The following is a 20407-nucleotide window of genomic DNA, read 5'->3' as shown; positions in this document are numbered from 1 at the left end:
GTTCGGCCGGGGCGGGGATCATCCCGTCCAGCCGGCGATCGTGTAGATCATTCCGCCGACCCAGGCCAGCCCCGCCACCACCGCCAGCGCCAGCGCCAGCCCCGCGAGGGCGGTCCGGCCGACGGGGCGGCCGGGGCGGGCGGAGTACTCGGGTGTCCGGCGTGTCGTCATGCGGTCCAGCCTGCCGGGGCGGCGGGTGACGGCACATCCGTACGGATACTCAGGCGGTCTGGGTGGTCCCGCGCAGCTGCCCTGCCCGCGCTTTGAGACTTTCGCACCCGTCTCGACCGGCACGACCGGTGCGACGCGGCCGAAGTCTCCATGGGAAGTTCAATGAAACCCTTGAGGGTATGAAGTTCCTTCTCGAAGTCACCATGGACGAGGGCGCGGTCGCCGAGGACCCCACCGGCGAGCTGCAGCGCATCCTGCGCTACTGGGGCGGCAACCTGCACCACTACGCGCTGCGGCCCGGCGACGGTTCGGCGGTCCACGACTCGGCGTACCGGGAGGTGGGCCGCTGGAGCGTCGAGGGTCAGGCCGGGTAGGCGGCGGCCCGCAGCGCCGCGCGGCACAGGGCGTCGGCCCTGCGAGTGGTCTCCGGCAGACGGAAGGCGGGCGCCAGGGCCAGCGTGTGCGCGCAGGCGTTGTCGAGGCCCATCCGGTGACCGACGGAGACGAAGACCGGCTTCACGCCGTCGCGCGTGCGCACCGCGCGTCCGACCTCCTCGGCGCCGGCGAGCAGCGGGGACGTACTGCCGCGCGGGGCGGCCGGCTCGTCGTACGTGAAGGTGAAGGGGTTCTTGGCCACGCCGATGGTGGGCAGGCCAGTGAGCACGCCCAAGTGGCCGGCGAGACCGAAGCGGCGCGGGTGGGCCAGGCCGTACCCGTCGCAGACGACCAGGCCGGGCGGGCACGGCAGGGCGTCCAGCGCGGCGCGGACGGTGGGGATCTCCCGGAAGGCGAGCAGGCCCGGGACGTAGGGGAAGGAGATCCGCCCGACGGCGGTGGCCTCGGCGACGACGGCGAGGGTCGCGGCGTCCAGCACGACGGCCGCCGCCGCGACCACGTCCCGTTCGTCGTCGTAGGCCACGTCGACGCCGGTCACCGTGCCCGTACCGGGCGGCGGGCCGGTTTCGTCGAGGACGACCCGCGCGCGCAGCGCGTCCTGGACGGCGCGCGCCCGCTCCTCGGTCGCGGGCCAGTCGGCGGGGATCTGTGCGGTCACGGGCGTCATGGTGGGGCCAGCCTAGGCGAGCCCGCAGTAGGCTCGCGATCATGTTCGTACTGGAGCTGTCCTACACCGCCCCGCTCGAAGCCGTCGACGCCGTCCTGCCGGACCACGTGGCCTGGCTGGACGAGCTGTACGGGCAGGGTGTGTTCCTGGCGTCCGGGCGCAAGGAGCCACGCGACGGCGGGGTGATCATCGCCGTCGCGGAGGACCGTGCGCGGGTCGAGGAGATCACCGCGGGCGACCCCTTCGTCCGGGCCGGCGTGTGCGCGTACCGCGTCACGGAGTTCGTCGCCACGAAGACGGCCCCGGCGCTGGAGCCGTACCGGGAGACGCTCGCCTAGGCCGAAAGGACCTGGAGGGCGGTACGGCTCACTTGCCGAGGGCGCGTCGCAGATCGCTCTTGTTCATGCTCGAACGGCCGTGCACGTTGCGGCGCTTGGCCTCTTCGTAGAGCTGGTCGTACGTGGGCCCCTGCGGTCCCTCGCCCCGACCGGACCGCCGGCCGCCCCGCTCGCCCGGCGACATGTCGCGGGTGGACGTGCGGCTGGCGGTCTTCGACTCGCCCGACCGGGCGCGCTCCTTGTTGACCGTCCGGGCCGCGATCTCCTTGGCGCGGCCGGTGCTCTCGCCGCGGTCCTCGGCGCTGTCCTTGATGTGCTCGTACTGACGTTCGCGTTTGGTGCTGGAACCGCGCGGCATGTCCGCTCACTTCCTCTCACGTTCGGCGAGCGGGTACCCGCATCGCGGACCGGCACCCCTCCCCGTCCGGCGTCACCACTCCAGGCGGGCGGCCCTGCCCTGCTCGCCCGCGGCCCAACAGCCCAGGTCGGGCGTGCAGTCCACGGTGTCGTAGGAGCCGGAGTCGACGGTGCGCCAGGTCCGGCCGGCGTCCGTGGTGAGGTCGGTGCCGGTGGGGCCGACCGCGAGGGCGGCGGTGCGGCTGTGCGGGAGCCAGGCGACGCCGGAACGGTAGGCCGGCGGCGGTCCGTCGGCGGGCCGCCAGGTGCGGCCGGCGTCCGCGGTCCGTGCCGCCGCCCGCGGCGGACTCTGGTCGGGGCGGTAGTCGCCGCCGACCGCGAGGCCGTGGGCCCGGTCGCGGAAGGCGAGGGCGAAGACGCCCCGCGCCGGGTCGCCCGCCGGGATCGGCGCGTCGGTGGCCGTCCAGGTCAGTCCCCGGTCGGCGGAGTGCAGCACACGCGCGCGTGCGGCCCCGCCGGTGGCCAGCCACACGTCCCGCGGGCCGGCGGAGACCAGGCACTGGCCACTGGCCGCGAACCCGGCCTCGCCGTCCTGCGCGGCCGGCATGCCCCGGTCCGGGAGCACCTTCCAGGAGCGGCCTCCGTCGCGGGTGGACAGGATGCGGAACCTCCCGTCCACCGGGTCGCTCATGGCGAGTCCGTGCCGGGAGTCGAAGAAGGTGAGGCAGTCGTAGAAGGCCTGCGCGTCGGTGTTGCGGAAGGACTCCGTCCAGGTGGCTCCGCCGTCGGCGGTGCGGTAGACCCGGGACGCCTCGCCCTCGCCGATGGCGAGGACCACGGCCCGGCGGGCGTCGAAGGCCTCGACGTCCCGGAACTCCAGGTCGCCGGCGCCCGGCGGGGAGACGTCCCGCCAGGTGTCACCCCCGTCGGTGGTGCGCAGGACGGTGCCCCCGGAGCCGGCCAGCCACGCGGTGTGCCGGCTGACGGCGGCGAGCCCACGGAACCGGGCGTCGGGCGCCCCGGTGTCCTTGAGTTCCCAGTGCGGCCGGGTCCGCTCCCCGTGCGACGGCTGACCGGCCTGCGCCGGTACGGTCGTCAGCGCGGCCAGCGCCGCCGCGCAGACCGCCACCGCGAGCGCCCCGCGCCCCGGGCGTCCGCGAGCGGTTCGAATCGGCCGTACCGTGCGTCGCGTGGTTCCCAAGCGCCTCATGGCGGGCGAAGCTAGCCCACCGGGGGTGAGCCGTCCAGAGGACCTGCCCGGCACGCGCGTGGCGCAAGTGCCGTACGGGGCGGGCGAGGAGAGCCGTGTCACGCCGGGGCATGAACGCGGTGACAGAGGTCACTCGATGCTCGTGTGCACGGATCGGCTGTTTCCAACGTCTCTTCAAGTGCCCGGCCCGCACCACCCCGAGAGCCCGTCCAGCCGTCACGAGGGAGCAAGGCGTTGTCCACCGTCATCGAGCAGCCGGTCGAGGCGCGTCTCGTCGCCGCCGCACCGCGCATGCCGAGCATTCCCGCCACCCTGCACTACGACCGCGGCGACCCCTTCGCCGTCCGCATGACCTTCCCGGCTCCGGCCACCCTGGAGGGCGTGGAGGTCTGCTGGACCTTCTCCCGCGAGCTGCTGATCGCGGGGATGCGGGAGCCGGACGGCCACGGCGACGTGCGGGTGCGCCCGTACGGGTACGACCGGACCGTCCTGGAGTTCCACGCGCCCGAGGGCACCGCCGTGATCCACGTGCGTTCCGGCGAGCTGCGCCGGTTCCTGGCGGCCACGGGCGAGCTGGTGCCCGTCGGCATGGAGCATCTCCACCTGGACCTGGAGCACGACCTGGCGGAGCTGCTGCGCGGCAGCCGCTGACCGGCCGTCGCCCCCCGGCGCGCCTCCGCGCCCCGCCCTCAGCGCCCCGACGACGCCACGGCCCGGGCGCTCTCCGCGCTCAACGCGCCCCAGACCTCTTCCACGATCTTCCGCAGCCCGGGTGCCGCCGTCCCGCCCCGCTCGGTCAGTTCGGCGATGCGCTCCTCGCCGCACCCACCGCCGGCCGCGCGGTGTCCGACGCCTGCCGGGAGGCCGGGTGCCGCGGCGGCGACGAGCACGGCCGCGGCCGCGTCGCGCTCGGACACCTCCCCGGCCGGGATCCTGCCCGCCAGGACCTCCCGCGTCTCCTCGCGGAGCGCCTTCGCCACGGCCGGGCGCGCCAGGACGTGCTCCACGGACGGGAACACTCCGAGCACCCGCTTCTTCTCGGCCCGCAGGTAGCCCTCGGCCACCAGTTGCTCCCGGACGGCGTCGAAGGTGACGCGCGCGTGCAGCGCGACCCACGTCCGCCACCGGTGCGGCAAGGACTCGCGGACCAGCTCGAGCAGCCCGTCGAGGACGGCGTCCCCGGTGCGGGAGTCCAGGTCGACGGGGGTGGCGATGCCGTCGTCGTCCGTGAGCAGGCCGCGCCGGGCCAGTTCGGTGAGCGCGCCGGCGCGCACCAGGTGGTGGACCCGGGCGGTGTCCGCGGCCCCGGACCTCGTGGGGTCCCAGGCCAGCAGGCAGAGCCGGGCGGGCAGTGAGAGCGGGCCGTTGGGCACGGGGCCTCCTCGGGGCCGTGGGAGCGGGTCCGCGGAAATGCGTTGACAGCGCATCCGGTCCCTCGTACGGTGTATATCGCTTCTGTTGCCGCCGATTGGAGAAGGACGTTGCTCGTCTGAGGTCCTGAGACACCGCGATACACCTCACGTGTGTGTACGCAGCGTGCGACCTCGGCGTTCGAGCCGTCCCTTCGCGGAGCAGGGCTTTTTTCATGCCCGGCACTCCCCCGGGGCTCCTCCTTCTCTCGTCCGACGGCGGTCGCCGCCCTCCCGGTGTCTCGATACGCGTTTGCCCCTGACGGCTTCAAGCAACCGCGGAGACCCGTATGTCTACATCCATCACTTGTACGTCCCTGTCCTTCGCCTGGCCCGACGGCACGCCCGTCTTCGAGGGACTCGACACCGCCTTCGGCCCCGGCAGGACCGGGCTCGTCGGCGTCAACGGGGCGGGCAAGTCCACCCTGTTGAAGCTGATCGCCGGGCAGCTCACGCCCGCCGACGGCCTCGTCCGCGTCACCGGCGAGGTCGGCCACCTGCCGCAGAACGTCACCCTCGACACCGCGCTGCGGGTCGACGAGGCGCTCGGCATCGCCGCGCGCCGGGCCGCGCTGCACGCCATCGAGGCCGGTGACGTGGCCGAGGAGCACTTCGAGACGGTCGGCGACGACTGGGACGTCGAGGAGCGCGCCCTCGCCACCCTCGGCGAACTCGGGCTGGGCCACGTGGGGCTCGACCGCACCGTCGGCGAGGTCTCGGGCGGCGAGTCGGTACTGCTGCGGCTGGCCGCGCTGCTGCTGCGCCGGCCCGACGTCCTGCTCCTGGACGAGCCCACCAACAACCTCGACCTGTACGCCCGCAGGCGCCTGTACGCGGCCGTCACCTCCTGGCCGGGCGTGCTGGTCGTGGTCAGCCACGACCGGGAACTGCTGGAACTGGTCGACCAGATCGCCGACCTGCGCTCCGGCGGCATCACCTGGTACGGCGGGAACCTCTCGGCGTACGAGGAGGCGCTGGCCGTGGAGCAGGACGCGGCCGAGCGCATGGTGCGGGTCGCCGAGTCCGATCTGCGCAAGCAGAAGAGGGAACTGGCCGACGCCCAGGTCAAACTGGCCCGCCGCAAGCGGTACGGCCAGAAGATGTGGGACCAGAAGCGCGAACCGAAGATCGTCATGGGGGCGCGCAAGCGCGCGGCGCAGGAGTCCGCGGGCAAGCACCGCATCATGCACGAGGAGAAGCTCGCCGAGGCCAGGGAGCGCCTCGACGACGCCGTGGAGGCCGTGCGGGACGACGACGAGATCCGCGTCGACCTGCCGTACACGGCCGTACCGCCGGGCCGGTCCGTGCTCACCCTGCGCGACCTGGAACTCCGGTACGGCGCGCGGGTGGAGGGCGGCTTCGATCTGCACGGCCCCGAGCGGATCGCGCTGATCGGGCGCAACGGCGCGGGCAAGACCACGCTGCTGCGGACGGTCGCCGGGGAACTGGCGCCGGTCGCGGGCGAGGCGACGGCGCACGTACCGCTGCGGTTCCTGCCCCAGCGCCTCGACGTGCTCGACGGGGAGCTGACCGTCGCCGAGAACGTGGCCCGGTTCGCACCGGGGGCCACCAACAACCGCATCCGGGCGCGACTGGCCCGCTTCCTGTTCCGGGGCGCCCGCGCCGACCAGAAGGCGGCGACGCTCTCCGGCGGTGAACGCTTCCGGGCGGCGCTGGCCGCGCTGATGCTGGCCGAGCCCGCGCCGCAGCTCTTGATGCTGGACGAGCCGACGAACAACCTGGACATGGCGAGCGTGCGCCAGCTCACCACCGCCCTGGAGTCCTACGAGGGGGCGCTGATCGTGGCCAGCCACGACATGCCGTTCCTGGAGTCGCTGGGCATCACCCGCTGGCTGCTGTTCGAGGAGGGAGAACTGCGGGAAATCCAGCCAGAAGCTGTCGGGTATCCCGCCTAGCGTCCCTCGCATGAGCGAGTTCATCACCATCACCGGAGCCAGGGAGAACAACCTCCAGGACGTCACCCTCCGCATCCCGAAGGGCCGGCTGACCGTGTTCACCGGCGTTTCGGGGTCGGGGAAGTCGTCGGTCGTCTTCGACACCATCGCGGTCGAGTCGCGGCGCCAGCTGAACGAGACGTTCACCTGGTTCGTGCGCAACCGGCTGCCCAAGTACGAGCGGCCGCACGCGGACGCCCTGGAGGACCTCTCCCCCGCGATCGTCGTCGACCAGCGGCCGGTGGGCGGCCACTCGCGGTCCACGGTCGGCACGATGACCGACATCCACTCGGTGCTGCGGGTGCTGTTCTCCCGGCACGGCACCCCCAGCGCCGGCGGGGCGACGGCGTACTCGTTCAACGACCCGTCGGGCATGTGCCCCGGCTGCGACGGCCTGGGCCGCACGGTGCGGCCCGACTGGGACCGGATCCTGGACCCCGCCAGGTCGCTGGCCGGCGGGGCGGTCCGCTTCCCGCCGTTCGCGGCCGGGACCTGGCAGGGGCAGGCGTACACCAACTCCGACGAGCTGGACCCGGACCGCCCGGTCGGCGACTTCACGGACGCCGAGCGGGCCTTCCTGATGCGGGGGCGGCCCGGCAGCGAGGTCACCGTCAACGGTTCGGGCGGCACCTGGACCACCGAGTACGAGGGGCTCGCCGACCGCTTCGAGCGGCTTTACCTCAAGCGGGACCTGTCGGGCATGAGCGAGAAGACCAGGGACCTCGTACGGGGGTTCCTGGTGGAGGGCGTCTGCCCCGAGTGCGGCGGGGCCCGGCTGAACGCGGCGGCGCTGGAGGCCCGGATCGACGGGCACTCCATCGCCGACTGCTCCGCCATGCAGGTCACCGACCTGATCGCCGTACTGAAGCGGATCGACGACCCCGTGGCACTGCCGGTCGCCGGTGCCGCCGTCGCGGCGCTGGAGCGGGTCGAGGCGATCGGCCTCGGCTATCTCAGCCTCGGCCGGGAGACCTCCACGCTGTCCGGCGGCGAGGGGCAGCGGCTGAAGACCGTGCGGCACCTCGGCTCCAGCCTGACCGGGATGACGTACATCTTCGACGAGCCCAGCGTCGGACTGCACCCGCGCGACGTCGGACGCCTGGGCGACCTGCTGCTGCGGCTGCGCGACAAGGGCAACACCGTGCTGGTCGTCGAGCACGACCCGGACGTCATCGCGCTGGCGGACCACGTGGTCGACATGGGGCCGGGGGCCGGCGCCGACGGCGGCCGGGTGGTGTTCGAGGGCACGCCGGACGCGCTGGCCGCGTCGGACACGCTCACCGGGCGGTGCCTGGGCCGCCGTACGGCGGTGAAGGCGGAGCCGCGGGAGGCGGACGGGCGGCTGTGGGTGAAGGGCGCCGGGCGGCACAACCTGCGGGACGTGACGGTGGCCTTCCCGACCGGGGTGCTCACCGCGGTCACCGGGGTGGCCGGTTCGGGCAAGAGCACGCTGGTCGCGGAGCTGACCGCCGCCCACCCGGACGCCGTGGCCGTCGACCAGTCGGCCATCGGCGTCTCCGCGCGGTCCACCCCGGCGACCTACCTCGGGATCATGGACACGGTACGGAAGCTCTTCGCGCGGGAGACGGGCACCGAGCCGGGCTTCTTCAGCTTCAACTCGGCGGGCGCGTGCGGCACCTGCGAGGGCCGCGGGGTCATCCACACCGACCTCGCGTTCATGGACCCGGTGACGACCGCCTGCCACGACTGCGAGGGGCGGCGCTTCCGGGAGGAGGTGCTGCGGCTGACGGTCGACGGGAGGTCGGTCGCCGACGTGCTGGCGATGACCGCGGGCCAGGCGCTGGACTTCTTCGCCGACCCGGGCCTGCGGCGGCGGCTGCGCGCCCTGCACGACGTCGGTCTCACCTACCTCACCCTCGGACAGCCGCTGTCCACGCTCTCCGGCGGCGAGCGGCAGCGCATCAAGCTGGCCACCCGCCTGCACCGCACCGGCGCGGTCTACGTCCTGGACGAGCCGACCACCGGACTGCACATGTCGGACGTCCAGGGGCTGCTCGCGCTGCTGGACCGGCTGGTCGACACCGGCAACACGGTGGTGGTCGTGGAGCACAACCTGGACGTGGTCGCGCACGCCGACTGGGTCGTGGACCTCGGCCCCGGCGGCGGCCGGGACGGTGGCCGGGTGCTCTTCGAGGGCACCCCGCGGGACCTGCTCGCCGCCCGCGGCTCCAGCACGGCGGAGCATCTCAGGAGGGCTACGAGCGGCTGACGGGGGTTCCGTCCGCACGCGTCCCCGCTGCATGATGGCGAACCGGCGCCGGACCACGGGCGCCGGAACCGACAGCGCCGATACGGAAGGCCCCGCGTGCCCAGCAAGAAGGCCCTCGTCCGCCGCCCAAGCTCCAGGCTCGCCGAAGGCCTGGTGACCCACGTCGAGCGGGAGCCGGTCGACCACGCCCTGGCGGTCGAGCAGTGGGACGCCTACGTCGAGGCCCTGGGGGCCAACGGCTGGGAGACGCTGGAGGTGGACCCCGCCGACGACTGCCCCGACTCGGTGTTCGTCGAGGACACGGTCGTCATGTACCGCAACGTCGCCCTGATCACGCGGCCCGGCGCGGAGTCCCGGCGGGCGGAGACGGCCGGCGTCGAGGAGGCCGTGGCCCGGCTCGGCTGCTCGGTCAACTGGGTCTGGGAGCCCGGCACCCTGGACGGCGGCGACGTCCTGAAGGTCGGCGACACGATCTACGTCGGGCGCGGCGGGCGCACCAACGCGGCCGGGGTGCAGCAGGTGCGGGCCGCGTTCGAGCCGCTGGGCGCCCGGGTCGTCGCCGTGCCGGTGAGCAAAGTGCTGCACCTGAAGTCGGCGGTGACCGCGCTGCCGGATGGCACGGTGATCGGGCACATCCCGCAGACCGACGTGCCGTCGCTCTACCCGCGCTTCCTGCCGGTGCCGGAGGAGTCGGGGGCGCACGTGGTGCTGCTCGGCGGGGACAGGCTGCTGATGGCGGCGAGCGCGCCGAAGACGGCGGAGCTGCTGGCCGACCTCGGCCACGAACCCGTACTCGTCGACATCGGCGAGTTCGAGAAGCTCGAAGGCTGTGTGACATGCCTCTCGGTCCGGATACGGGAGCTGTACGCCTGAACTCGCCGGCACGTCACCCGTCCGGCCCCGGGACCTGCGTGTCTCGGTGCCTTTCCGGGCCCTGCGGGACAGTGGCTGATCAGCGGCCTTTACAGTGCGTTTAACCTACGCCCTCGTAACCTACGGTTTCGTAGCCTACGATCCCGTAGGTTCCCGGCACCGCTCGCCGGTCGCTCCGCACTGTCGCACGTCCCCTGGAGTTCTCCGTGACGATCGTCTCCCCGCACCTCGGCTCCTCCGCCGACTGGACCGACGCCCGGCTGCTGTACGCGCTGGAGGAAGTGGTCGAGACCGAACTCAACCGGCATCTGAAGGTCGCCAAGGACTGGATGCCGCACGAGTACGTGCCGTGGACCGACGGACGGAACTTCCCGGGGATCTTCGAGGACGGCGAAGCCTGGGAGAAGGAGCAGTCGAAGGTCACCGAGATCGGCCGGATCGCGCTCGTGGTGAACCTGCTGACGGAGGACAACCTCCCCAGCTACCACCACGAGATCGCCAGCCTCTTCGGCCGTGACGGCGCCTGGGGCACCTGGGTGCACCGCTGGACCGCCGAGGAGGGGCGGCACGGCATCGTCATGCGCGACTACCTGCTCACCTCCCGCGCGGTCGACCCGGACAAGCTGGAGCAGTTCCGGATGGCCCACATGAGCGAGGGCTTCGAGTCGGACAACCGGCACTCGATGCTGCACTCGGTGGCCTACGTCGCCTTCCAGGAGCTGGCCACCCGCATCTCGCACCGCAACACCGGCCACCAGTCCGGCGACCCGGTCTGCGACCGCATGCTGGCCCGCATCGCGACCGACGAGAACCTGCACATGGTCTTCTACCGGAACCTGCTCAAGGCCGCCTTCGAGATCGCGCCCGACCTCACCATGCAGGCCGTGCGGGACGTGGTCGTCAACTTCCGGATGCCCGGTCACGGCATGCCCGGCTTCGAGCGGGCCGCCGCGCAGATGGCGATCGGCGAGGTCTACAACCTGCGCATCCACCACGACGACGTGATCCAGCCCGTGCTGCGCTTCCTGAAGGTCCTGGAGATCGACGGACTCGGCCCGGAGGGTGTGCGGGCCCAGGAGGAACTGGGTCTCTACATGGGCGGGCTCGACGCCGAGGCAGCCAAGTTCGACGAGAAGCTGGCGGCGCGCAAGGCCCGGATGGCGGCCCGAGCGGCGGGCTGACCGGCCGACGGAGTCGATGGCGACAACGCCGACCGCGACCGGATCCGTCACTCGTAGGCCGTCGTCTCCTCCAGCGCCGCGTCGCGCACGTCGGGCACGGGGTGGCGGCGCAGGGTGCGCAGCGTGGCGCGCCAGGGGGCGGGCCAGTCCTCGCGGTCGCCGAGGGCGCCGGTGACGGCCACGGCCATCAGCCCTCTGGCGTGACCGCCGTGCTCGGCCAGCGTCCGGGCCTCGGCGAGCAGCACCGCGGAGTCGCCGGGCTGTTCCCGGGCCTCCAGTCGCTCGCGCACGGCGCCGGCGACCCGCGCCGCCAGCGCCGGGCGGTCGGGTCCCGCCAGGTCGGCCACCCGGTCCAGCCGCGGCGGTACGGCGCTCAGGTCCACGTGGTGCGCGGCGAGCACGGCGGCCCGGGCCATGTGGGCGTCGTACGCGGACAGCAGCTCGGCGGCGGCCAGGGCGGCCGGGCGGACCGCCTCGGGGCGCCGGCCTCCCGTTTCGAGCCCGGCGACGAGGGCCTCGATCCGGCGGCGGGACGGCCGGTCCCGGGTCTCCCCCGCGTCACTGCCCTCGCCGTCCTCCGTCCCGGCCAGCGTGGTCAGGGCGTCCAGCAGTCCGGTGAGGCCGTGCGGGGCGCTCGACGCCGCGCCGATCAGGGCGTTGGCGGCCGAGGCCCAGGTTCCGCGGTTGCCGAGGTCCGTGACGGCCCCGGCGAGCACGCCGGGCGCCTCGGCCGACCAGGGGGCCCAGCGGGCCAGCGCCTGGAAGGCGAGGATCGCGGTGGCCGGGTCGGCGGCGGGATCGGCCGCCACGTCACGCACCAGGGCCGCGTAGCGGGCGCGGTGGGCCTCGGGCAGGTTCATCGGCAGGGCCCGCAGCAGTGCGGCCCGCAGGACCGGCGCACCGGCCGCCGCGTCGTGCAGCAGCTCCCAGACCTCCTCGTGCCCCAGCAGCCCGCCGGTGAAGGCGACGCAGGCGGCGCGGACGTCCCGGTGGGTGCCCGGGCGGGCGTACACCTCGGCGACGAGGGCCGCGGCGTCCGGCACGGGGAGCCGGACCGCGGCGAGGCGGACGGCCTCCTTGCGGCCGGTCACCTTGGCGTCCGGCGCCCGCAGCACGTCCCGCAGGTGGCCGGCGAGGACCGACGGCCGCACCTGCCGGGACGCCCGGGTGACCGCGTACACGGCGACGCGGGCCCGGTCGCCGCCCGCGTGGGCCAGCAGCTCGGGCAGTGACTCGGCGGCCCGGTCGGTGCCGGCCAGGGCGGCGAGCGCGGCCTCCGCGAGGACGACCTCCGCCGATCCGGTCCAGCGGCGCAGGAGGTCGGCTCCCCCGTCGGGCACGGCGGCGGCCCGGGTCAGGGCCGTCGCCCGCGCGTGCAGCGGCAGGCCGGTGTCGGCCGCCCGCGCGGCGCACCGGCGCAGCAGGGCGAGCTGCTGGCGCGGCACCCACCGGCTCACCTCGTGCGCGCCCACCGGGAGCGACCAGCGGGTGCCCTTGGTCAGGAACCTGCCGTACGGCGGCGTCTCGGCGAGCAGCGGGTCGAGCAGATCGGTACGGCGCCGCACGAGCACGTCGCGCACCGGCGCGAGCACGGCCGCCGACGGCTCGTGGGCGAGGACGCGGGCCGCGCGTTCGTCGCGGGTGGCGGGCGGTTCGAGCCACAGGCCGACCGCGGTGCGCGCGGTCGTGTCGTCGCCGTACCGGACGGCCTGCCAGAGCAGGTCCTGGAGTTCCGGCATCCCGGCGGCGCGGGGGCCCACCGCGCGGGCGAGCGCGAAGACGAGGCCGTAGTCGGACTTCTCGGCCCCGGCCTCGATCCACGGGCGAAGCGCCTCGAACACCTGGTGCTCCTGGCCGCGCCGCAGGGTGCGGTCGAGGCGGCCGAGGTCCGCGCCGCCGGTGGTGCCGGATATCCGGACGAGGGTGCGCAGCGCCCAGTTGACCAGCGCGCGCGTGCCGCCGGCCGCGTGCTCGCGCAGGATGCCGAGGGCGAGGGTGCTGAGCAGGCGGCGGGTCTCGGGCGAGGAGTCGCGGGCCGCGACGGCGTCGGTGGCGACGCGGTCCAGGAGGTCGGCGACCTCCTCGGTGAACAGGGAGGCCGGGACGGTGACCGCCGCCCGCAGCGCGGCGGACCGTACGGGGTCCTGTTCGTTGGCCAGCCGGGCCATGTCCCGGAGCACGGCGGTGACGGCGGCCGGGTCGCCGGAGCGGGCGGCGTTGCGGACCAGCAGGCGCCAGGCGCGGGCGCGGTCGTCGGCGTCTTGGTGCCCGGTGGCCGCCAGCAGCCGGTCGTGCACCTCGGCCACCGGGAGGAAGGACTCGGCGGCCAGGATCGTGAACGGGCCGGCGCCGTCGGCACGCGCGCGTGCGGCGGCCTCCCGGGCCTCCCGGGCGGCGTGCGGACGCGGCAGCACCTCCAGGAACGGCTCGTCGACCAGGACGGCGCCGCCGGCTCCCCGCCCCTCGCGGACGGCCTCGCACAGGGCGGGGCGCCGGGCGGGCGGGAGCGCCCTGAGCAGCCGCGGCAGGTCGCCGTAGGGCAGCAGGATCCGGGCGTAGGCGACGAGTTCGGGCGAGTCGTGCCGGGTCAGCCGGTACAGGACCGTGCGTCCCAGCCGGTGCACGCCGGTGACGGCGGTCCAGGCGGGCGTGGGGAGCAGGCGCAGCGTCCGCCGGGGGTCCGCCGCGGCGAACGCGGGGAGCGCGCCGAGCAGTTCGTGCGGCAGGCGGCTCGGCCCGTACTCCTCCAGCAGTCGCAGCACGCGCGCGGGTTCGGCGGGCGCGAGGAGAGCCACCGGGTGCGCGTACCGGCGCCACCAGGTGTCGCGCGGGGCCTCGGGCAGCGCGGTCAGCTCCCGCTCCAGGGCATCGAAGAGGGCCGCGCGGTGCCGCTTGGCCAGCGGCGACCAGGCCCGCACCGCGTAGAGCAGTCCGGGCAGCAGCCGGGCGACCGTCGGCGGGGTGCAGCCCGGCAGCAGGCGGGTGGCCTCGGTGTCGCCCCGGTCGCGGCGCACCCCGTCCACCAGCCGGTCGGCGAGGGCGGTGCGCCCGCCGGCCACGACGGCGCGCAGCAGGGCGCGGCGGGTGGTCTCGGGGGCGTCGGCGAGGGCCGTCTCGAACGCCGCGTCCGGCACGCCCAGGCTGCCGGCCACGCGCAGGGCGTGACCGCGCACGTAGGGGTCGGGGTCGGCGATCCGGTCCGCGATCCACCCGGTGTCGCCCGCGGCCGACGCGGCGACGACGGCGAGCCGGCGTCCGTGGGCGCCGCGCGTCTCCAGCTCGGCGAGCAGGGACCGCGGGTCGTCCGAATCGCCCGCGCGCACGACGAGTTCGCGCGTGCGGGCCGGGTGGGCGAGCGGGTCGAGGGCGTGCAGCAGACTGTCGGCCTCGTACTGGACCGCGGTTCGTGCCATGCCGGGATTCTGCCTGCCGGAGCGGGCGCGGCACAGCGAATTACCGGTGCGGGCGGCCGGACCGGGGGCCGCGCTCAGTGGGTGGCGCGGCGCAGTTCCAGGCGTTCCTTCTCCGACAGTCCGCCCCAGACGCCGAAGCGCTCGTCATTGCTCAGCGCGAAGTCCAGGCAGGCCGAGCGGATCGGGCAGAGGGCGCAGATCCGCTTCGCGTCCCGCACGGAACTGCCGGGCTCGGGGAAGAAGAACTCGGCTCCGGTCTGTGCGCACAGCGCCTCCTCCTGCCAGTCGAGGTCCGGCGTGGCGATCGTCTCGATGTGCATGGACAGGAGCGTGCCGGGAGGCGAAAAACATTTCATCAACGCCGGATCAACGACGTCGGCGGGACCGCGCCCGCTCCGATGGTCCTCCGCCGCGTGCGGCGGCGCACGGCGGCGCGCGGAAGCGGGGGCCGGTGGTCGGTGGAAGACTCGGCCGTACAGGCAACGGGACCCTTCCGAGGAGGGCGATCATGCTCACCACCCGTTTCGTCACCGGCGCCCCGAACTGGGTCGACGTCGGCACGACCGACTTCGACGCCTCCGCCGCCTTCTACGGCGGCCTCTTCGGCTGGCGGTTCAGGTCGGCGGGCCCGGAGGCCGGCGGCTACGGCTTCTTCGAACTGGACGGCCGGATCGCGGCCGGCGGCATGGAGACCGCGTCCGAGCAGGGCCCGCCGTCCTGGACGGTGTACTTCCGGACTCCGGACGCCCGGGCCACCGCCAAGACCTCCGAGCAGGCCCGCGGGGGCGTCCTCGCGCAACCGATGGAGGTGATGGACCAGGGCACCATGGCGATCCTCGCCGACCGGGCCGGGCTGCCGTTCGGCGTCTGGCAGCCGGGGCGGCTTCCGGGTCTGGGCGTGGTCGGCGAGAGCGGCGCGCTGTGCTGGGTCGAGCTGCACACGGCGGACGTCGCGGCCGCCGCCGCGTACTACCGGAGCGTCCTGGGGCTGGAGACCTCGGCGGTGTCCTTCCCGGGTGGCTCCTACACCTCGGTCAACCCGGGCGGTCAGGGCGAGGACGCCATGTTCGGCGGTGTCGTCCCACTCGCCGACGACCCGGAGCCGACGGAGACCGGCTGGCTGCCGTACTTCGCGGTGGAGGACACGGACGCCGCGGTCGCCCGGGCCCGGGAGCTGGGCGGCACGGTGCCGATGGCCGCGACGGACATCGAGGACGTCGGCCGCGTCGCCCGGATCGCCGACCCGTCGGGCGCCCGCTTCGCGATCCTGAGGCCGCTGCCGCGGCAGGCTTAGGGACGCGCGGTCCCCGGTGCCGACGGGGGCTCGGGATGCGAGGCGGGGCGCCCGGGCCGCGTGCTCATGCGCTGGCGCGGTGGACCAGCGTGGTCGGCAGGATGACGCCGGAGGTGCCGGGCTCCGGGGCGGCGGTCTCCGGGCCGTCGGCGGCCGTGCGGGGGGCCGGGCCGCGCAGGAGGAGACGGGCCATCAGGCGGCCCATCTCCTCGATGTCCTGGCGGACGGTGGTCAGGGGCGGGTCGGTCTGTTCGGCGACGGGCAGCATGTCGTCGAAGCCCACCACCGCCACGTCGTCCGGCACCCGCCGTCCGCGCTCGCGCAGCACCCGCAGGGCACCGGCGGCGGTGAGGTCGTTGGCCGCGAACACCGCGTCCAGGTCCGGGCAGCGGTCGAGCAGCTCCCGCATCGCCCGTTCGCCGCCGCCCGGGGTGAAGTCGCCGTGCGCGACCAGCCCCGGGCCGGCGGCGGCCCGGACGTCGCGGAAGCCGGCAAGCCGGTCGGCGGCGGAGGTCTGGTCGAGCGGGCCGGTGATGTGCGCGATCCGGGTGCGGCCGAGGGCGGCCAGGTGGCGGACGGCCGCGCGGGCACCGCCGCGGTTGTCGCTGTCGACGTACACCACGTCGTCCCCGTCGTCCTCCCAGTCGGGGCGCCCGCCGAACACCGTCGGCACCCCGGCCCTGCGTACGAGGCCGGGCAGCGGGTCGTGGAGGTGCAGGGAGAAGACGAGGGCGCCGTCGACGTGGCCGCCGGCCAGGTAGCGGCCGACGCGGGCGTGGTCCTCGCGGCCCTCGATGAGCAGCAGCACCAACTGGTTGTCGTGGGCCGTCAGTTCCTTGCTGATGCCGCGCAGCTGCTGGGCGAAGTAGGGGTCGGCGAAGACCCGGGTCTCCGGCTCGGCGGCGACGACGGCGACGGCGTCGTGCCGTCGGGTCACCAGGCTGCGGGCAGCCTGGTTGGGCACGTACCCGAGTTCCTCCACCGCGCGCCGGACCCGCTCGGCGAGCGCGTCGCGCACCCCGTGCGCCCCGTTGACCACGCGGGACACGGTGGCCCGCGAGACCCCGGCCCGCTCGGCCACGGCCTCCAGCGTGGGGCGGGGCACTGTCTCGCTCACTTGAGGGCTCCTCGTCGGCGGCTGCGGCTCAGGATAGCCGCAGCCGCCGGACGGGAAGAGGGCGCTCGGGGCCGCCCTCAGTGGTGGTGCTCGGGGGCCTTCGCGGCCTGCTCGGGGGCCTTCGCGGTCTGCTCGCCGCCCCCGTGGGCGTGCTCGTGCGGGTCGTACCCCGGGATGGTGCCGTCGGTCTTCTTCACCAGGAACAGCCCCACCATCCCCATGTCGGAGTGGCTCTGCACGTGGCAGTGGTACATCCACGCGCCGGCGCCCACCCCCTCCCCCGCGATGATCTGGAAGCCGAAGGAGTCCGCCGGGCCGGTGATCTTGTTGTCGATGACCTGGGTGGGGTCCTCGGGGCCGGTGAGCATGCCGGTGCGGTTGTCGGCCCAGCGGTGACCGTGCATGTGGAAGGTGTGGTAGTACTCGCCGTGCGTGATCATGACGATCTCGACGCGATCGCCCACGGTGGCCTCGAAGTTGGGACCGGTGTGGGGCTTCTGGTTGTTGATGAGCATGTCGTTGAAGACGATGGTGTGCGTGGCGTCCGGCAGCACGTCGCCCTTGCGGCGCACGATCACCGGGCCGTAGAGGCCGTTGCGGATGCCGCCCGTGCCGTGCTCGGTGCCGACCACGTGGTCGTGGTAGTGCCAGTAGCCGGCGCTGCCCGAGCGCCAGGTGCCGTCCGCGCGGCGGCCCGGCTTGTGGGTGCGCCAGGTGTAGGTGCGGGTGCCGCCGGGCTCGACGTCGCTCTTGTTCATCGCGGTGCCGTCGCTGGAGATCTCGTAGTCCAGGCCGTGCACGTGCAGGCTGGCCCGCACGTCCATGGTGTTGGTGAACTCGATGTGCAGCGTGTCGCCCTCGTTCAGCTCGATCAGGGGCCCGGGGACGGACGCCTTGCCCTTCTCGAAGCCGTAGCCCATCTGACCGTCCGGCAGCTTCTCGGCGTACATCTTGATGTGTCTCACCTCGCCCCCGGCCAGCGCCGTCTTCGCGGAGACGGCCTTGGCATCACCGGCGGCGCCCGCGGTCTCCGGAGCGATGGACAACGATGTCGCGACGGCCGCGCCGCCCAGCAGTACCCGTCGGTTGAAGCCTCGCCTGTCCATGCCGAACTCCCCACGCTGATCCGGAATTTGCGGAGCCGTATTTCTGATTGGCTGTGATGAGCCTGTGGGACCGTACCGGTTGGCGCCGCGTTTATCCACACTCAGGACAAAGTTCGTTGGATCCCGGTCATACCTATTGGCGAACCACGCAAAGAGGTCTAGCTTCCTTGGCGCTGCTGCCGTGACCGAGGAGGTGCCCATGCCCTTGAGAGGGTTGAGCGCGAGAAGAAGAGGATGGGCGGCGTTCGCCACCGCCGGCTTCGTCGCCGCGGGACTGCTGGCTGGCCCGACGGCCAGCGCGCGTCCGGCGCCGGACCCGTCCCTGACAACGATGTCGATCAAGTCGCCCCCGGGCGGCTCCAACGTGCGTGTGCTGGTGTTCTACGGTTCCGCCGCGTCCGGCGAGGAGTCGCCGGTCGTGAACGCGGGAATCGCGGCCATCGAGCGGATCGGGCAGTCCGGCCCGGCGAACGAGCGCTTCACGGTCGAGGCCACGGACAACGCCTCGGTCTTCACCAACGAGAAGAGGCTGGGCCGCTTCAACGCGATCGTGTTCCTGACCGGGGGCGGCGACGTCCTCGATCCGGCGCAGGAGGCGGGCCTGGAGGCGTACATGGAGGCCGGCGGCGGATTCGTCGGCGTCCACGACGCGGCCCGCGCGGAGCCGTACTCGGACTGGTTCACCGGTCTGGTCGGCGCCCGCCCGGCGGCCTCCAGCCCCACCAAGGTCCAGCGGGCCACCGTCGAGGTCGGCGACCGGCGTCATCCGGCCACCAAGGACCTGCCGGCGGAGTGGAAGCGGCCCGACGAGTGGCTCAACTGGCAGCAGAACCCGTCCGGTGACGTGCACACCGTCGCCCGGGTGCGCGAGTCGACGTACGCGCCCGGGGAGAGCGCCAACGGCTGGGACCACCCGGTCAGCTGGTGCCGGGACTACGACGGCGGCCGGTCCTTCTACACGGGCATGGGCGGCACCGAGTCGTCGTACGACGAGACGGAGTTCCGCACGCACCTGCGCGGCGCCCTGCTGTGGACGTCGCGGCTGTCGCAGGCCGACTGCAAGGCCACCATCAACGGCAACTACAAGGCCGAGCGGCTGACCCAGCCCAACCAGGCGGGCCAGAACGACCAGATCGGCGAACCGCACGGCCTGGTCACCGCGCCCGACGGGCGGGTGTTCTACATCGGCCGCGGCGGCGCCGACTCCTCCCAGCCGGTGATCACCGACTGGAACAACCCCGACATCGGCAAGGGCAAGGGCGAGATCCACGTCTACGACCCGAAGACCAAGAAGGTCACCCTGGCCGGGGCCCTGACCGTCTTCGGCAACAAGGGCGGCGGCGACGAGCTGGTCAAGGTCGAGGAGGGCCTGCTCGGCATCGAGCTGGACCCGAGGTTCACCGAGAACGGCTGGGTGTACCTGCACTACACGCCGCACTCCCAGATCAACCGCGACACCCACATGGCCGAGCGGCGCGTCTCGCGCTTCACCCTCGACCAGGCGACCAACAAGCTGGACCTGGGCAGTGAGAAGGTGCTGCTGAAGTGGCCGGTGCAGATCCACAGCTGCTGCCACGCGGGCGGCGGGCTGGCCTGGGACTCCAAGGGGAACCTGTACATCGCCACCGGTGACAACAACTCCAGTGGTTTCAGCGACGGTTACTCCGGCAACAACCCGCAGCCCAACTTCAAGGGCGTGTCCTTCGCCGACGCGCGCCGCACCGCGGGCAACACCAACAACCTCAACGGCAAGATCCTGCGCATCCACCCGGAGCCGGACGGGACCTACACGCTCCCCGAGGGCAACCTCTTCACCGGCAAGGAGACCGCCGAGGGCGGCGGCAAGACGCGGGGCGAGATCTACGTGATGGGCGTCCGCAACCCGGCACGCATCTCCGTCGACAAGGCCACCGACACCCTCTACGCCGGCTGGGTCGGCCCGGACGCCGGCGCCCCCTCGACCACGTGGGGCCCGGCGAAGTACGACACGTTCGCCACCATCACCAAGGCGAGCAACCGGGGCTGGCCGTACTGCATGGGCAACAAGCAGCCGTACCGGGACCGGAACCTGCCGGACCCGTCGAAGCCGCTGGGCTGGTACGACTGCGACGCCCCGAAGAACGAGTCGCCTAACAACGACGGCCTGGTCAACCTGCCGCCGGTGACCGGCAACAACATCTGGTACTCGCCGCAGGGCGGCGGCCCCGACTTCCCGCGCGACGAGAACGGGATCCCGTCGTACAAGCAGGACGAGGCCACGTACAAGCTGCCCTGGCTCAAGGGCGGCGGCCAGGCCGCGATGAACGGCCCAGTCTACCGCTACGACGCGGACAGCACCAGTGCGACCAAGTGGCCCGCGTACTGGGACGGCAAGTGGTTCGTCGGTGACTTCTACGACTCCGACCAGCCGCGCAACGCGGTGCTGATGGACCCGAAGACCCAGGGCGACGGCGGTCTGCCGGTGCACTCGGAGTCCCTGAAGAAGATCGTGCCGATCGGCAACGACGGCATCAAGAACCTGATGGGCTGGAAGTTCGGCCCGGACGGCGCGCTGTACGTCCTGGACTACGGCCGCGGCTTCTTCACCTCCGACGCCAAGTCGGCGCTGTGGCGGGTCACCTACGAGGGCGGCGGTCCGACGCCGGCCGCCGGACAACTGGCCAGGGGGACCGAGTGATACGCCAACGAAG

The 20407-nt window shown here is 73.5% G+C and carries 18 protein-coding genes; 9 read left to right on the top strand and 9 right to left on the bottom strand.

Annotation, left to right across the window (positions count from 1 at the left end; all coding sequences use genetic code 11):
* Positions 1-18: 18 nt before the first annotated feature.
* Positions 19-171 carry a morphogenic membrane protein MmpA gene (mmpA, locus tag DMH12_RS38905; protein WP_185832108.1) on the bottom strand — a complete coding sequence of 51 codons (153 nt, stop codon included), beginning with the start codon at positions 169-171 and terminating at the stop codon, positions 19-21.
* A gap of 179 nt (positions 172-350) precedes the next feature.
* Between mmpA and DMH12_RS02520 the strand changes: the two genes are divergently transcribed.
* A complete protein-coding gene (locus DMH12_RS02520) occupies positions 351-545 on the top strand; it encodes a hypothetical protein (RefSeq protein ID WP_125489870.1) in 195 nt (64 codons plus the stop codon).
* Here the strand turns inward: DMH12_RS02520 and DMH12_RS02515 are convergent.
* Positions 533-1234 carry an endonuclease V gene (locus tag DMH12_RS02515; RefSeq protein ID WP_125489869.1) on the bottom strand — a complete coding sequence of 234 codons (702 nt, stop codon included), beginning with the start codon at positions 1232-1234 and terminating at the stop codon, positions 533-535. The genes DMH12_RS02520 and DMH12_RS02515 overlap by 13 nt on opposite strands.
* Before the next feature lie 41 nt (positions 1235-1275).
* Between DMH12_RS02515 and DMH12_RS02510 the strand changes: the two genes are divergently transcribed.
* Positions 1276-1572, top strand: coding sequence for a YciI family protein (locus DMH12_RS02510; protein ID WP_125489868.1), 297 nt, complete (start codon positions 1276-1278; stop codon positions 1570-1572).
* Positions 1573-1600: 28 nt separating this feature from the next.
* Here DMH12_RS02510 and DMH12_RS02505 read toward each other — a convergent pair whose 3' ends face one another.
* Together DMH12_RS02505 and DMH12_RS02500 are read right to left on the bottom strand one after the other, a co-directional pair.
* Complete coding sequence (locus tag DMH12_RS02505; RefSeq protein ID WP_125489867.1) at positions 1601-1930, bottom strand: plasmid stabilization protein; 330 nt, start codon at positions 1928-1930, stop codon at positions 1601-1603.
* Between the two features lie 72 nt (positions 1931-2002).
* Entirely contained in the window at positions 2003-3139 is a 1137-nt protein-coding gene (locus DMH12_RS02500; protein WP_399186468.1) for a WD40/YVTN/BNR-like repeat-containing protein, read from the bottom strand.
* A gap of 234 nt (positions 3140-3373) precedes the next feature.
* Here DMH12_RS02500 and DMH12_RS02495 point away from each other — a divergent pair, with 234 nt between their 5' ends.
* Complete coding sequence (locus DMH12_RS02495; RefSeq protein ID WP_125489866.1) at positions 3374-3790, top strand: SsgA family sporulation/cell division regulator; 417 nt, start codon at positions 3374-3376, stop codon at positions 3788-3790.
* 38 nt (positions 3791-3828) lie between these two features.
* Here DMH12_RS02495 and DMH12_RS02490 read toward each other — a convergent pair whose 3' ends face one another.
* The gene (locus tag DMH12_RS02490) at positions 3829-4512 is read right to left on the bottom strand and encodes a GPP34 family phosphoprotein (protein ID WP_125489865.1); all 684 of its coding nucleotides are present in this window, start codon (positions 4510-4512) and stop codon (positions 3829-3831) included.
* Between the two features lie 326 nt (positions 4513-4838).
* Between DMH12_RS02490 and DMH12_RS02485 the strand changes: the two genes are divergently transcribed.
* The 4 genes from DMH12_RS02485 (at position 4839) to DMH12_RS02470 (ending at position 10787) form a co-directional block, all read left to right on the top strand.
* Complete coding sequence (locus tag DMH12_RS02485; protein WP_125489864.1) at positions 4839-6464, top strand: ABC-F family ATP-binding cassette domain-containing protein; 1626 nt, start codon at positions 4839-4841, stop codon at positions 6462-6464.
* 10 nt (positions 6465-6474) lie between these two features.
* Positions 6475-8733 (top strand): excinuclease ABC subunit UvrA, encoded by a 2259-nt coding sequence (locus DMH12_RS02480; protein WP_125489863.1) that lies wholly within the window; start codon positions 6475-6477, stop codon positions 8731-8733.
* A 96-nt stretch (positions 8734-8829) separates the two neighbouring features.
* Entirely contained in the window at positions 8830-9606 is a 777-nt protein-coding gene (ddaH, locus tag DMH12_RS02475; protein WP_125489862.1) for a dimethylargininase, read from the top strand.
* Positions 9607-9812: 206 nt separating this feature from the next.
* On the top strand, positions 9813-10787 hold the full coding sequence (locus tag DMH12_RS02470; RefSeq protein WP_125489861.1) for an acyl-ACP desaturase: 975 nt from the start codon (positions 9813-9815) through the stop codon (positions 10785-10787).
* A gap of 47 nt (positions 10788-10834) precedes the next feature.
* On the opposite strand, the gene DMH12_RS02465 is transcribed toward DMH12_RS02470, so the two are convergent.
* The gene (locus DMH12_RS02465) at positions 10835-14200 is read right to left on the bottom strand and encodes a hypothetical protein (protein WP_125489860.1); all 3366 of its coding nucleotides are present in this window, start codon (positions 14198-14200) and stop codon (positions 10835-10837) included.
* Between the two features lie 74 nt (positions 14201-14274).
* Entirely contained in the window at positions 14275-14520 is a 246-nt protein-coding gene (locus tag DMH12_RS02460) for a WhiB family transcriptional regulator (protein ID WP_122620628.1), read from the bottom strand.
* 188 nt (positions 14521-14708) lie between these two features.
* Here DMH12_RS02460 and DMH12_RS02455 point away from each other — a divergent pair, with 188 nt between their 5' ends.
* Positions 14709-15494 carry a VOC family protein gene (locus DMH12_RS02455; RefSeq protein ID WP_125489859.1) on the top strand — a complete coding sequence of 262 codons (786 nt, stop codon included), beginning with the start codon at positions 14709-14711 and terminating at the stop codon, positions 15492-15494.
* Between the two features lie 64 nt (positions 15495-15558).
* On the opposite strand, the gene DMH12_RS02450 is transcribed toward DMH12_RS02455, so the two are convergent.
* Both DMH12_RS02450 and DMH12_RS02445 read right to left on the bottom strand, forming a co-directional pair.
* Positions 15559-16611 (bottom strand): LacI family DNA-binding transcriptional regulator, encoded by a 1053-nt coding sequence (locus tag DMH12_RS02450; RefSeq protein ID WP_125489858.1) that lies wholly within the window; start codon positions 16609-16611, stop codon positions 15559-15561.
* A 77-nt stretch (positions 16612-16688) separates the two neighbouring features.
* Complete coding sequence (locus tag DMH12_RS02445; RefSeq protein WP_125489857.1) at positions 16689-17717, bottom strand: multicopper oxidase domain-containing protein; 1029 nt, start codon at positions 17715-17717, stop codon at positions 16689-16691.
* Positions 17718-17916: 199 nt separating this feature from the next.
* Here DMH12_RS02445 and DMH12_RS02440 point away from each other — a divergent pair, with 199 nt between their 5' ends.
* Positions 17917-20394, top strand: coding sequence for a ThuA domain-containing protein (locus tag DMH12_RS02440; RefSeq protein WP_185832107.1), 2478 nt, complete (start codon positions 17917-17919; stop codon positions 20392-20394).
* Positions 20395-20407 lie beyond the last annotated feature (13 nt).

Source organism: Streptomyces sp. WAC 04229, from assembly GCF_003947455.1.
GTDB lineage: Bacteria > Actinomycetota > Actinomycetes > Streptomycetales > Streptomycetaceae > Streptomyces.
Note: the sequence above shows the minus strand (reverse complement) of the source record. Positions and strands in the feature narration are given on the sequence as shown.

Coding starts and splice junctions, on each gene's coding strand:
- mmpA (WP_185832108.1), bottom strand. CDS start 171: ATGACGACACGCCGGACACCCGAGTACTCCGCCCGCCCCGGCCGCCCC.
- DMH12_RS02520 (WP_125489870.1), top strand. CDS start 351: ATGAAGTTCCTTCTCGAAGTCACCATGGACGAGGGCGCGGTCGCCGAG.
- DMH12_RS02515 (WP_125489869.1), bottom strand. CDS start 1,234: ATGACGCCCGTGACCGCACAGATCCCCGCCGACTGGCCCGCGACCGAG.
- DMH12_RS02510 (WP_125489868.1), top strand. CDS start 1,276: ATGTTCGTACTGGAGCTGTCCTACACCGCCCCGCTCGAAGCCGTCGAC.
- DMH12_RS02505 (WP_125489867.1), bottom strand. CDS start 1,930: ATGCCGCGCGGTTCCAGCACCAAACGCGAACGTCAGTACGAGCACATC.
- DMH12_RS02500 (WP_399186468.1), bottom strand. CDS start 3,139: ATGAGGCGCTTGGGAACCACGCGACGCACGGTACGGCCGATTCGAACC.
- DMH12_RS02485 (WP_125489864.1), top strand. CDS start 4,839: ATGTCTACATCCATCACTTGTACGTCCCTGTCCTTCGCCTGGCCCGAC.
- DMH12_RS02480 (WP_125489863.1), top strand. CDS start 6,475: ATGAGCGAGTTCATCACCATCACCGGAGCCAGGGAGAACAACCTCCAG.
- DMH12_RS02465 (WP_125489860.1), bottom strand. CDS start 14,200: ATGGCACGAACCGCGGTCCAGTACGAGGCCGACAGTCTGCTGCACGCC.
- DMH12_RS02460 (WP_122620628.1), bottom strand. CDS start 14,520: ATGCACATCGAGACGATCGCCACGCCGGACCTCGACTGGCAGGAGGAG.
- DMH12_RS02455 (WP_125489859.1), top strand. CDS start 14,709: ATGCTCACCACCCGTTTCGTCACCGGCGCCCCGAACTGGGTCGACGTC.
- DMH12_RS02445 (WP_125489857.1), bottom strand. CDS start 17,717: ATGGACAGGCGAGGCTTCAACCGACGGGTACTGCTGGGCGGCGCGGCC.
- DMH12_RS02440 (WP_185832107.1), top strand. CDS start 17,917: ATGCCCTTGAGAGGGTTGAGCGCGAGAAGAAGAGGATGGGCGGCGTTC.